Source organism: Xanthomonas sp. NCPPB 3761, from assembly GCF_041475705.2.
GTDB classification, from domain to species: Bacteria; Pseudomonadota; Gammaproteobacteria; order Xanthomonadales; family Xanthomonadaceae; genus Xanthomonas; species Xanthomonas phaseoli.
Genome location: NZ_CM191262.1, coordinates 2,981,589 through 2,993,921, shown reverse-complemented (window position 1 = coordinate 2,993,921; position 12,333 = coordinate 2,981,589). Strand labels below are relative to the sequence as shown.

At 65.5% G+C, this 12,333-nt stretch carries 14 protein-coding genes; all 14 read left to right on the top strand.

What is annotated here, in order from left to right; translation table 11 throughout:
* The first annotated feature begins 6 nt into the window (after nucleotides 1–6).
* The 14 genes from ACCQ00_RS13090 (at nucleotide 7) to ACCQ00_RS13025 (ending at nucleotide 12,331) form a co-directional block, all read left to right on the top strand.
* The gene (locus tag ACCQ00_RS13090; RefSeq protein WP_039584071.1) at nucleotides 7–897 is read left to right on the top strand and encodes a baseplate assembly protein; all 891 of its coding nucleotides are present in this window, start codon (nucleotides 7–9) and stop codon (nucleotides 895–897) included.
* Nucleotides 890–1,435: a phage tail protein I gene (locus ACCQ00_RS13085; RefSeq protein ID WP_039575106.1), complete on the top strand. Its 546-nt coding sequence runs from the start codon at nucleotides 890–892 to the stop codon at nucleotides 1,433–1,435. Before ACCQ00_RS13090 ends, ACCQ00_RS13085 begins: the two co-directional genes overlap by 8 nt.
* A gap of 9 nt (nucleotides 1,436–1,444) precedes the next feature.
* Entirely contained in the window at nucleotides 1,445–2,950 is a 1,506-nt protein-coding gene (locus tag ACCQ00_RS13080) for a phage tail protein (protein WP_372353948.1), read from the top strand.
* A 9-nt stretch (nucleotides 2,951–2,959) separates the two neighbouring features.
* A complete protein-coding gene (locus tag ACCQ00_RS13075; RefSeq protein ID WP_039575101.1) occupies nucleotides 2,960–3,538 on the top strand; it encodes a hypothetical protein in 579 nt (192 codons plus the stop codon).
* A 60-nt stretch (nucleotides 3,539–3,598) separates the two neighbouring features.
* The gene (locus ACCQ00_RS13070; protein WP_039575098.1) at nucleotides 3,599–4,162 is read left to right on the top strand and encodes a phage baseplate assembly protein V; all 564 of its coding nucleotides are present in this window, start codon (nucleotides 3,599–3,601) and stop codon (nucleotides 4,160–4,162) included.
* Entirely contained in the window at nucleotides 4,159–4,518 is a 360-nt protein-coding gene (locus ACCQ00_RS13065) for a GPW/gp25 family protein (protein ID WP_039575095.1), read from the top strand. The genes ACCQ00_RS13070 and ACCQ00_RS13065 overlap by 4 nt, the downstream gene beginning before the upstream one ends.
* 11 nt (nucleotides 4,519–4,529) lie before the next feature.
* Nucleotides 4,530–5,696, top strand: a complete 1,167-nt coding sequence (locus ACCQ00_RS13060; RefSeq protein ID WP_039575092.1) for a phage tail sheath protein — start codon at nucleotides 4,530–4,532, stop codon at nucleotides 5,694–5,696.
* Nucleotides 5,697–5,726: 30 nt separating this feature from the next.
* Nucleotides 5,727–6,236 (top strand): phage major tail tube protein, encoded by a 510-nt coding sequence (locus ACCQ00_RS13055; protein ID WP_039436037.1) that lies wholly within the window; start codon nucleotides 5,727–5,729, stop codon nucleotides 6,234–6,236.
* 44 nt (nucleotides 6,237–6,280) lie between these two features.
* Nucleotides 6,281–6,583, top strand: a complete 303-nt coding sequence (locus tag ACCQ00_RS13050) for a phage tail assembly protein (RefSeq protein WP_039575090.1) — start codon at nucleotides 6,281–6,283, stop codon at nucleotides 6,581–6,583.
* A gap of 8 nt (nucleotides 6,584–6,591) precedes the next feature.
* Nucleotides 6,592–6,705: a GpE family phage tail protein gene (locus tag ACCQ00_RS13045; protein WP_005922203.1), complete on the top strand. Its 114-nt coding sequence runs from the start codon at nucleotides 6,592–6,594 to the stop codon at nucleotides 6,703–6,705.
* A 29-nt stretch (nucleotides 6,706–6,734) separates the two neighbouring features.
* On the top strand, nucleotides 6,735–9,605 hold the full coding sequence (locus ACCQ00_RS13040; RefSeq protein WP_372353947.1) for a phage tail tape measure protein: 2,871 nt from the start codon (nucleotides 6,735–6,737) through the stop codon (nucleotides 9,603–9,605).
* Between the two features lie 12 nt (nucleotides 9,606–9,617).
* Entirely contained in the window at nucleotides 9,618–10,016 is a 399-nt protein-coding gene (locus ACCQ00_RS13035; RefSeq protein WP_039575084.1) for a phage tail protein, read from the top strand.
* Nucleotides 10,013–10,999, top strand: coding sequence for a phage late control D family protein (locus ACCQ00_RS13030; protein WP_039575081.1), 987 nt, complete (start codon nucleotides 10,013–10,015; stop codon nucleotides 10,997–10,999). The genes ACCQ00_RS13035 and ACCQ00_RS13030 overlap by 4 nt, the downstream gene beginning before the upstream one ends.
* Before the next feature lie 229 nt (nucleotides 11,000–11,228).
* A protein-coding gene (locus ACCQ00_RS13025; RefSeq protein ID WP_099770619.1) for an IS3 family transposase occupies nucleotides 11,229–12,331 on the top strand; the annotation gives its coding sequence in 2 pieces (ribosomal slippage) (nucleotides 11,229–11,487 and nucleotides 11,487–12,331; 1,104 coding nt in all).
* The last annotated feature ends 2 nt before the right edge of the window (nucleotides 12,332–12,333 follow it).

The window sequence follows — 12,333 nt, the reverse complement described above, 5'->3', positions numbered from 1 at the left end:
CATCTGATGACTTCTTTCACCGCGGTTGACCTGTCAAGGCTCCAAGCGCCCGACCTGATTGAGTCGCTGGACTTCGAGACAATCTTTAGCGAGGCGCTTGCCCAATTTCAGAAGCTGATGCCGGAGTTCTCCGCGCTCACCGAAGCCGACCCGGTCTACAAGCTCGTGCAGCTATTCGCGGCTCGCGAGCTGCTGCTTCGCCAACGTGCCAACGACAAAGCACAGCAGACCATGCTGGCCTTCGCAACCGGCACCAACCTTGATCACCTCGGCGCACTGTTCGGCGTAGCGCGCCTGGTACTCGATCCGGGCCAATCTGAAAACAGCATTGCGCCGACTTATGAGTCGGACGTGGACTTCCGCCGCCGGATCCAACTGGCGCCGGAGGGCTTCAGCGTTGCCGGCCCCGAGGGCGCCTACATCTATCACGCGCTCAGCGCGGCGGCCGATGTCATGGACGCCAGTGCCACCAGCCCTGCGCCTGGGCAGGTACTGGTCACCGTGCAATCACGCAAGGGCGATGGCACCGCACCGCAGTTACTGCTTGACCAAGTCGCCGCCGTCCTCACCAATGCTGACGTGCGCCCCTTGACCGACGAGGTCGCTGTCCAGAGCGCGCAGATCGTCCTGTACGCCATTCGCGGGCGCGTTTACACCTACGCCGGCCCCGACTCTGCGGTGGTTATGCGCGAGGCACTGCGCAACCTGCAGGCCTATCTCGCCGAAGCGCATCGGATCGGCCGCGACGTGCCGGAATCGGCCATCAAGGCCAAGTTATTCGTCGATGGCGTACAGCGTGTTGAGCTGGACTCGCCGGCTGCCGACATTCGGATCAGCCGCACGCAGGCTGCGTACTGCATCTCGATCGACATCGTGCACGCCGGCATCGATGAGTAGTTCACCGCTCCCGCCCAACGCCACGCCGATGGAGCGCGCCGTCGCCGCCGTCACCGAGCGCCTGGCCGCGATCCCGTTGCCGTATCCGGACCTATGGAACCCGGACACGTGCCCCGCAGGCCATCTGCCATGGCTGGCCTGGACCTTGTCTGTCGACGACTGGAAAGCCGACTGGAGCGACGCGGTCAAGCGCTCGCGCCTGCGCAGCGCCATGGCGATCCAGCGCCGCAAGGGCACCGCCAACAGCGTGCGGATGGTGGTCGAGTCCTTCGGCGGCGCGGTGGCCATCCGCGAGTGGTGGCAACAAGAGCCGCGTGGCCAGCCGCACACCTTCGAGCTCGCACTGACACTGACCGGCGCCGATGGACAAAGTGCCAGCGCCCGGTTCGTGGAGGAGGTCATCGCCGAGGTCGAGCGCACCAAGCCCGTGCGGGCGCATTTCACCTTCACCCAAGGATTTCAGGCCGAGGCCCGACTCAACGTCGTGGCACGCGGCAGAGCCACCGTCTTCGTGCGCCTGCAGGGCGATGCGAGCTAGAGAGCACAAATGCCCGGACTTAAACTCAAGATCACCACCGCCGGCCGCCAGGCTCTGATCAACGCCGAGCAAACCGGCACCCACGCGGTCACCATTGCCGCGGTGGGTCTGACCAGCGCCGCATTCGCGGCTCAGGCCGGCCTCACCGCGCTACCTGCCGAGATCAAGCGCCTGACCACCATCGGGGGCTCGGTCACAGCCAAGGACACGATTCACGTCTCGGTGCGCGACGAATCGAGCACCGCCTACAGCTGTTACGGGTTCGGCCTCTACCTGGCCGACGGCACGCTGTTCGCCGCGTACGGCCAGCCCGCATTGCTGGTGGAGAAGTCCGGCGCCGCCTCGGTGCTGCTGGCGATCGACGTGATGCTGGCCGACGTCGATACCGCGCAGATCACCTTCGGCGCCACCAACTTCACCGACCCTGCGGCAACCGTCGACGTGCCAGGCGTGGTTCGCCTGGCCACAGACGCCCAGGCCATCGCCGGCCTGGACAAAGAGCGGGCGGTGTCGCCGGCCAACCTGCTCGCATCGCTCGACCAGCGCCTGGGCGCCATGGGGCCGACCGAATTCATCAAGGAGCTGCTGTCGCGCCCCACGGCGGCGACTGCCCGCAGCCTTCTGGGGATTCGCACGGCTGCACTCAGCGACGCCGGCCACGGCAACGGTCTGGATGCGGACACACTGGATGGTCGCCAGGGCGAGTGGTACCGCGATTTCCGCAACATGCTCAACGTGCCGCAATCGTTCCTGCTGCCTGGTCAGATCGTCGTCATGGCCTCGCTCTATCCGCCAGCCGGCCTGCTGCTGTGTGATGGCGCAGCAGTCTCGCGTGCTAAGTATGCCGCGCTGTTCGCAGCTATCGGCACCATCTACGGCGCAGGCGATGGCAGCACGACGTTCAATCTCCCGTTGATGCGTGAAGGCACCACCGTCACGCATACCAACTCCGCACAGTTCGTCGGCGTCCACAGCGCCGGGCAAGTGATCAGCCATACGCATGGCGCCAGCGCTGCAGCCGTGGGAGACCACGCGCACTACACCGCGCTCGGCGCAGCCGGTATTCACGCGCATGGTGCCAGCAGTAATCCGGCTGGCGACCATGCCCATGGCGCGTGGACCGATACGCAGGGCTGGCACGGGCACAGCGGCAGCACCAGTGCCTCTGGTGATCACCAGCACCCGGGAGTGATCCCGTCAGGCTCGGTCAACGGCTATGGCGTCTATCGCGAGCGCGACAACGATGCGGCGCCTTCAGATGGCTGGACAGGTGCGGGCGGTAACCACGCCCACAGCTTCGGGACAGAAGGCGCGGGCAACCATGCACACAACATCGGCATGAACGGCTCCGGCAATCACACCCACGGCATCGGCATCGCCGAGGGTGGCAATCACGTCCACGTCGTGGACCAACGCGGCGCCGGCGCACACAACCATGCCATCACCGTCAATGCCACCGGCGGCACCGACAACCTTCCTGCCGGCCTTCGCATGAGCTACTGCATCGCCTACTGAGGACTCACCATGACCGCAACGCTCCCACGCACCAGTACCGCCTACGCCTTTGATCCGATCACCGGCGAGTTTACCGGCCCGGTGGTCGTCTATCTCTCTGAGCTGGAAGGCCGCTACCCGCTGCCGCCCAACACGGTGTCCACCGCACCGGCAGCACCTGCAGGTCTTTATCAGCGTCATCGTCTGTCGCCAGCGAAGGGAACGTGGGAGGTGGTTCCGGACTACCGGGGCGTGATGCTCTACAGCACCGACACCGCCACCCCCGTCGCCAACACGCTGGCATTGGGCGATGCCCTGCCACTGGGATGCACGACCTCGCAGCCGATCGCATTTCTTCCCGGCGACTTCCGCCGTAACGTGTGGGACGATGCACGTGCCAGCTGGCGCGCAGATCCCGATTACAGCGCAGCGCTGGTGTGGGAAAAAGCCACCGGCGCGATCGCACCGCGACTGGACGCCGGCATCGAACTACCCGGGCAGCTGACCACCGTTGCACCGCCCATGACGGTCGACGGAACGTTGCAGTGGGACGAGGCAGCGCAGAGGTGGACTGTGCTGCCACGCTCGCCGGATGCTGCTGAGCTGTAGCCCCCAGCGGTACGCCGCAACAGCCGTGCTTAGAACAGTGCAGCCATCGACCATGGCTACATGGGCTCCGCATCCTCCGCACTGAGTAACGCTATTCGCCTCGGCGCCGTCGCCGAGGTGAATCTCGCCACCGCGCGATGCCGTGTGCAGGTCGGCGAGATGCTGACCGATTATCTGCCTTGGGTGGTCACCCTGGCCGGCACCACCATCATCTGGTCGGCGCCCGCGATCGGCGAGCAAGTCGTGGTGCTGTCGCCGGCGGGTGACCTGGCCGATGGCCTGGTGCTACGCGGCCTTTACTCTGACCAATTCGCAGCGCCCGCCGCATCCGACACACTGCACGTGCTGCGCTTTGCCGATGGCGCGCAGATCCACTACGACACCGACGCGCATGCGCTTCAGGCCACGCTACCCAGCGGCGGGACCGCGTCCATCACCGCCGATGGCGGCATCACGCTCAACGGCCCGCTAACGGTCAACGGCGCCACCCAGATCAATGGCGACGCCGGCATTACCGGCACTGCCACCGTCGACACCGACGTGGTCGGCGGCGGGATCAGCCTCAAGAACCACAAGACGACCGGCGTCACCGCCGGCAGCGCGCTCAGCGGTGGGCCGCAGTGATCGGCGTCGATGCCACCACCGGGCGTGTGATTCAGGGCGAGCAACACCTGGCCCAGTCGATCGCCTGCATCCTCACCACACCCATCGGCACACGCGAGCAGCGCCGCGACTTCGGCTCGCTGCTGCCGGAGCTGATCGATCAGCCGTTCAACGGCGCCACCCGCACGTTGCTCTACGGCGCTACCGCTACTGCATTGATGCGCTGGGAACCGCGCCTGCGCCTGACCCGCGTCGGCCTAGTCGTCGGCGACACGCCCGGCAGCTTCGTGCTGACCATCGAAGGCCAGCGCACCGACGTTGCCCCAGCCAATGCGCGCTCGCGCCTGACCATTCCGCTCCGCTTCCGCACGTCCTGATCGAGGAACCTATGTCCACTGCCTACCACCACGGCGTCCGCGTCATCGAAGTCAGCGCCGGCACGCGCACCATCCGTACCGTCTCCACCGCTGTCGTCGGCCTGGTCGCCACGGCCGCCGATGCGGATGAGAAAATTTTCCCGTTGAACAAGCCAACGCTGATCACCGACGTGCTCGGTGCAATCGCCAGCGCCGGCACCCAGGGCACCTTGCGCGCCACGCTGCAGGGCATCGCCGATCAGACCAATCCGGTGACCATCGTTGTGCGTGTGGCCGATGGCGAAGATGCTGCCAAGACGTCGAGCAATGTCATCGGCGAGGCCAAGTCCAGCGGCTATACCGGCCTGTATGCGCTGCTCGCGGCACAAGCACAGCTGGGCGTGCGCCCGCGCATCCTGGGCGCGCCGGGTCTGGATACGCTGCCGGTTGCCAAAGCACTGGCGACCATCGCAAAGAAGCTGCGCGCCATGGCCTATGTGCGCCCGGTGGCTGAGACCGTCGCCGAGGCCGTGACGTATCGCGGTCAGTTCAGCGACCGCGAGCTGATGCTGATCTGGCCGGACTTCCTGGCCTTCGACACCGCCACCAGCACCACGACCGCCGCGTATGCCACCGCACGTGCGCTCGGCCTGCGCGCCAAGATCGACACCGAGCAGGGCTGGCACAAGAGTCTGTCCAACGTGCCGGTGGCCGGCGTCACCGGCATCTCCAAGGATGTGCACTGGGATCTGCAGGATCCGGCTACCGATGCCGGTGTGCTCAACGAGGGCGACATCACCACGCTGGTGACGTTCAACGGGCAACGCTTCTGGGGGTCGCGCACGTGTGCGGAGGACAGCATGTTCACCTTCGAGACAGCCACGCGCACTGCTCAGATCCTGGCCGACACCATTGCCGAGGGCGTGGCGTTCTACGTCGATAAACCGATGCATCCCTCGCTGGTCAAAGACCTGCTGGAAACGATCAACGCCAAGTTCCGCGACCTCAAATCGTCCGGCTATCTGATCGATGCCAACGCCTGGTACGACGGCACCGTCAACAGCGCCACCACGCTCGCCGACGGTGCGCTGCGCATCGACTACGACTACACCCCGGTGCCGCCGCTGGAGAACCTGCAGCTGTACCAGAAGATCACCACCAGCTACCTGGCCGACTTTGCCGACCGCGTTAACGCGTAACGCACCTGACTTAGATTCCCGGAGAACCCCATGGCGTTGCCCAAGAAACTTAAGGCGCTCAACCTGTTCAACGACGGTGAGAGCTATCTCGGCCAGGTCGTCGAAGTGAAGCTGCCCACGCTGTCCCGCAAGATGGAGGAATACCGTGGCGGCGGAATGAATGGCCCGGTCGACATCGACTTCGGCCAGGAGAAGATCGAGCTGGAATGGAAGTGCGGCGGCCTGATGCGCGGCGTGCTGAACCAATACGGCGCAACCACCCACAACGCGGTACAGCTGCGCTTTGCCGGCGCCTACCAGCGCGACGACACCGCCGAGGTGGATGCGGTGGAGGTGGTCGTGCGCGGCCGCCACAGCGAGATCGATCCGGGCACCGGCAAGTCCGGCGATGACACCGAGTTTTCGGTCAAGACCTCGGCCAGCTACTACAAGCTGACCATCAACGGCGCCACCGTGATCGAGATCGATCTGGTGAACATGACCGAGATCGTCAACGGCGTGGATCTGCTCGCCGCTCAACGCCGCGCCATCGGCGCCTGACCTTTCCGGCCTGGCGCCGCCGGGCCTCCCCTTGAGACGTTCCGATGACCCCGACCTTTTCCCCCGCCATTTCCCTCGACCAGCCGATCGTACGCGGCGAGCAGACCATCACCGACCTCAAGGTGCGCAAGCCTGGCGCCGGTGAACTGCGCGGCCTCAAGCTCGCCGAGCTGCTTCAGATGGATGTCACTGCGCTGGCAACGCTGCTGCCACGCATTTCCTCGCCCACGCTGACCACCGCCGACGTCAATGCGATGGATCCGGCTGACCTGCTGACAGTCGGCCAGGAGGTCGCGCTTTTTTTCTTGCCGAAGGCACAGAGGGAAGCGGACTTCCCGACTGCGTAGAGGATGCGATGGCCGACATCGCGGCCATCTTCCATTGGCCGCCGTCTGAAATGGACGGCTGGTCGCTGCACGAACTCACGGCGTGGCGCGAGCGTGCCCGCCTGCGAAGCGGAGCCGAATGATGCCCCACCCGAACCATGAGGCCGCCTAAATGGCGGCCTCTGACAATCTGCGCCTGCAGGTCATCCTGGCCGCTGTCGATCGCGCCACCGGCCCGTTCCGCCGTGTGCTCAGTGGGAGCCGTGGCGTTGCCACCGCACTACGCAACCAGCGCGACGCGCTGCGTCAGCTCAACAGCCAACACCGCGACATCGGCGCCTATCGCGAGCAGGTCGCTATGGCGCAGCGCGCCAAGGCCGCGCTCGATGCGCAACGGCAATCGGTGCGCACGCTCGCCCAGCAGATCAAGGCGACCGGCACGCCTACCGCTGCAATGAATGCCGAGTTCGAGCGCGCTGTGCGCACCGCGCGCGAGCTCAAGACCGCACACGGCGCGCAGGAGGCCGGCCTACAGCGCCTGCGTGGTCGCCTGGAGACGGCCGGAATCAGCACCCGCGAGCTGGTCACGCACGAGCGCCGCCTGCGCAGCGAGATCGACAGCACCAATACCGCCATGCGCACCCATCAGCAGCGACTGGTGGCGATCGACGCTGCCCAGCGTCGCAGCGCCCGCATCCAAAGCGCCGGCCTGCAGGCGAGCGCTTATGGCGCCGGCATGGCGTTCGCCGGCCAGCGCGCACTGGGCGCATCTGTGCTGCCGATCAGCGATGCGATGGAGTTTGAGTCGGCCATGGCCGACGTGCGTAAGGTGGTGGACTTCAAGACGCCGCAGCAGTTCTTGCAGATGGGTCGCGATGTCGAGAACCTCTCGATGCGTTTGCCCATGCTGCCGGCCGAGATTGCCAAGATCGTCGCGGCCGCCGGCCAGGCGGCCATCCCGCGCCAGGAGCTGGTCCGCTTCGCCGAGGATGCGGCCAAGATGGGCGTGGCCTTCGACAGCAGCGCCGAGGAAGCCGGCCAGACCATGGCCACCTGGCGCACAGCGTTTCGCATGGGCCAGGCCGAGGTCGTCGTGCTGGCCGACAAGATCAACTATCTCGGCAACACGGGACCTGCCAGCGTCAACAAGATCAGCGCGGTGGTGAACCGCATTGGCGCCCTGGGCGAGGTGGCCGGCCTGCAGAGCGGACCGCTGGCGGCGCTGGGCGCCACCGTCGCCGGCATGGGCATCGAGTCGGAAGTCTCGGCCACCGGCATCAAGAACATGCTGCTCACCCTGGCCTCGGGCGAGTCGGCGACCAAAAGTCAGCGCGAGGCCTTCGAAAAGCTCAGCATCAAGGACACCGACATGGCCCAGGTCATGCAGAAGGACGCAGGCGGCGCGATCATGTCAGTGCTGCAGAAGCTGCGGGCACTGCCCAAGGCCGAGCAGGCCGCGACAATGACGCAGCTGTTCGGGCGCGAGTCGATTGGTGCGATCGCGCCACTTCTGACCAATCTGGAGCTGCTGCAGGGCAACTTCGCCAAGGTCGCCGACGCGCAGCGCTACGGCGGCTCGATGTCGGCCGAGTACGCATCGCGGGTGGCCACCTCGGCCAACTCGCTGCAGCTGCTGAAAAACACCGCTGTGGTGGTGTCGCAATCGATCGGTCAGGCGCTGCTGCCGCAGTTCAAGGAACTGACCGAGCGCACGGCTGGCGTGGTCGGCCAGGTCACGACGTGGATCCGCGCCAATCCGGTGCTGGTGGGTGCGATCGCCAAGACGGCGATCGCCGGCGCCGCGCTGGTCACGATCCTGGGCGGGCTGCTGGTGGCCGGCGGTGTGGCAGCGATGGCGTTCTCGCAGATCCACGGCGCCGTCGCGCTGCTGTCCGGTGGCGGTGGGTTCGGCGCACTGATCCGCCAGGTGCTGTCGTTCGGCGGCCGCGTGCTGCCGATGCTCGCCAATGGCGCACGCCTGCTGCTGCCGCTGCTCGGCGGCGTCAGCCTACCGGTGTTGGCGATTGGTGCGGCCGTCGCGGCGGTGGCGCTGCTGGTGTGGAAGTACTGGGGGCCGATCAAGGCCTTCGCCATCGGGGTGTGGCAAGGCATTGTCGATGTTGCCGCGCCGGTGCTGGCCGAGCTGCAGGCCGCGCTCGCGCCGCTCGGCCCGGTATGGGACACGGTGGCCGCCGCAATGGGCCAGGCCTGGGTGTGGGTCAAGCAGCTGCTGACGCCGTTTGAGGCCACCACCGCCCAGTTGCACGGTGCAACGCAGGCCGGGCGCGGCTTCGGGCAAATCCTGGGCGCGGTGCTGGTCACCCAGCTGCAGCTGGCGGTCAAGGCGATCGGCTGGCTGGTGCAGGCGTTTGTATATGTGCTGCCGGTGATCAAGCAGATCCTCGGCGGCGTCTGGCAAACCGTCCAGGGCACCTGGTCGTTGATCGTAGGCGTGTTCACCGGCAACGGCGATCGCATCCGCCAGGGGCTGCTGCAGCTATGGGCCGGCATCAACCTGCAGCTGGCCAACTGGCCGGCCCGGATGCTGCAGGCCGGTGCGGACATGATCACCGGCCTTGTGCAGGGCATCCGCTCCAAGCTCAGCGCCGCCAGCAACGCAATCGCCAGCGTGGGCACCGGCGTGGTCGATCGGTTCAAGGGCTTGCTTGGCATACACAGCCCCTCGCGCGTGTTCGCCCAACTGGGCGACTTCACCATGCAAGGCCTCACCGTCGGCCTACAGCGCGGCCAGGGTGCGCCTGTGCAGGCCGTCACGGCGCTCGGCAACCGCATGCGGGTGGTGGGCGCCGGCCTGGCTTTGGCGACGGCCACGGCGCCCGTGGCGGCGATCGACAGCCGGGCACCGCTATCGGCCCCTGTGCGCGCCGCCAGTGCGCCGGCAACCGGGAACAGCTACGTCATCCATGTCCATGCCGCACCGGGCATGGATGCCAATGTACTGGCGCGCGAAGTCGCTCGCCAGATCGAAGAGCGCGACCGGCGCGCCGCGGCGACCCGCCGCTCCAGCCTGCGCGACGACTGAGGATCCACCCCGATGATGATGTCCTACGGCACATTTGTGTTCGCCCTCGACAGCGCCGCGTTCCTGCAGCTGCAGCGGCAAATGAGCTGGCGCCATGCCACCAGCGAGCGCGTTGGCGCGCGGCCGGCCAGCCAGTTCTTGGGTCCGGGCGATGACACCGTCGAGCTGTCGGGCCTGATCGCGCCCGAACTCACCGGCACGCGTGCCTCGCTGGACACGCTGCGCGAGCTGGCTGCAGACGGCGAGCCATTGCCGTTGGTGGATGGTGCCGGGGTGGTCTACGGGCCGTATCTGCTGCTGACGGTCAACGAGACCGCGTCGCTGTTCTTCGAGGACGGCACACCGCGCCGGATCGAGTTCCAGCTCAGCCTGCGCCGCGCCGACGACATCGCGCCGGAGACGGCCGCATGAGCTACCCGATTCCACAGTGGCGGGTGGTGCTCGATGGCGTCGACCTCACCGAGCGCATTGCACCACGTCTGCTCGATCTCACCCTCACCGAATGCCGGGGCGGCGAAGCCGACCAACTGGATCTGCGCATCCACGACCACGACGGTAAGATGGCGCTGCCCAAACGCGGCGTACGCCTGGCTGTGGCGCTGGGATGGAAAGCCACCGGCCTGGTCGACAAAGGCACGTTTATCGTGGATGAGGTGGAGTACAGCGGCGCGCCGGACATCATCACTATCCGGGCGCGTAGCGCAGATTTGACTGCAAACATGCGCACACGCCGCGAGCGCAGCTGGCACAACACGACGCTGGGCGCCGTGCTCAATACGCTCGCCGGTGAGCACGGCCTGACGCCGCGCGTGGTGGAGGCGCTAGCGCGCATCAAACTGTCCCATCTTGACCAGGCCAACGAGAGCGATATGAATCTGCTCACTCGGCTGGGGCAACGGTTCGATGCGGTCGCGACGGTCAAAGCTGGGGCGCTTCTGTTTACACCGATTGGTGCCGGCACCACGGTGAGCGGCAAGCCGCTGCCGACTGTCACCCTGACACGGCGCGATGGCGATCAGCATCGCTACTCGGTGGCTGATCGCGACGCCTACTCCGGCGTGCGCGCCTACTGGGCAGACAAAGGCAAGGCGCGGCGGCAATCTGTGCTGGTAGGAACCGACGACAATGCTAAGAATCTTCGTGAGTCATATGCCGATGAAGCAACAGCACGCCAGCATGCGCATGCAGAGTTGGAGCGAGTCAAACGCGGCTTGGCGAAGTTCGACTACACGCTAGCAATAGGACGGGCAGATCTATTCCCCGAGCAAATTGTCATGGTGCGTGGGTTCAAGCCTGAAATTGATGCTCAAGCATGGTTAACTGCCAAGGTAACTCACACTATGGATAGCAATGGATTCAAAAGCTCCACAATCCTGGAAAGCGTACTCAGCTAGTGCGTTTGCTTATCTAATTTGGATATGGTGCATGCGGATGAAGTTAGGCCGGACCTCGATGCATTCACCCCAACAACAAGGATGGGCATGTTTAATTTAATAATTTCCTCCAACCCAGATATTCTGAAAGATAATTCCTTTGAACTGGACAGGAATCGCGTCGACGTCCCCCCGATTTTGAGTAGCACCGCAGTTTGGAGTCCAATTCCCTACCCCGAGGAGATTGGACGTGAAGAAGCGCTTTTCCGAAGAACAGATCATTGGCTTCCTGCGCGAAGCCGAAGCGGGCGTGGCGATCAAGGACCTGTGCCGGCGCCATGGCTTCAGCGAGGCCTCTTACTACCTGTGGCGCAGCAAGTTCGGCGGGATGAGCGTGCCCGATGCCAAGCGGCTCAAAGACCTTGAAACGGAGAACGCGCGGCTGAAGAAGTTGCTGGCCGAGCAGCTGTTTGAGAACGATCTGATCAAGGATGCGCTGCGAAAAAAGTGGTGAGCGCGCCGGCGCGTCGTGCGCTGGTGCGCGAGTGGATGGGGTGCGGTGCCAGCGAGCGCCGCGCCTTGGCAGCGATCGGCATGAGCGCCAGCGCGCTGCGCTACTGCCCACGCGAAGATCGCAACGTTGAGCTGCGCGAGCGCATCGGTGCGTTGGCGCATCGCCATCGCCGTTATGGCGTGGGCATGATCTATCTCAAACTGCGACAGGAAGGCCGCATCGTGAACTACAAGCGTGTGGAGCGGTTGTACCGCGAGCAGCAGCTGCAAGTCCGCCGCCGCAAGCGCAAGAAAGTCCCGGTAGGCGAGCGTCAGCCGCTGCTGCGGCCATCGCAGGCCAACCAGGTATGGTCGATGGACTTCGTGTTCGACCGCACTGCCGACGGTCGGGTGATCAAGTGTCTGGTGATCGTGGACGACGCCACGCACGAAGCGGTCGCCATCGAGGTGGAGCGCGCAATAGCGGGCCATGGCGTGACGCGTGTGCTGAATCGGCTCGCCATCCGCCGCGGCTTGCCGCAGGTGATCCGCACGGACAACGGCAAGGAGTTTTGCGGCAAGGCGATGGTGGCCTGGGCGCATGCGCGTGGCGTGCAGTTGCGACTCATCCAACCCGGCAAGCCGAATCAGAACGCCTACGTTGAATCGTTTAACGGCCGCCTGCGCGACGAATGCCTCAACGAACACTGGTTCCCGACACTGCTGCATGCACGCACCGAGATCGAGCGCTGGCGCCGCGAATACAACGAGGAGCGACCCAAGAAAGCAATTGGCGGCATGACGCCCTCCGCGTATGCCCAACAGTTGGCCAACGCCGCTATCATCAACCCCGGACTCTAAAC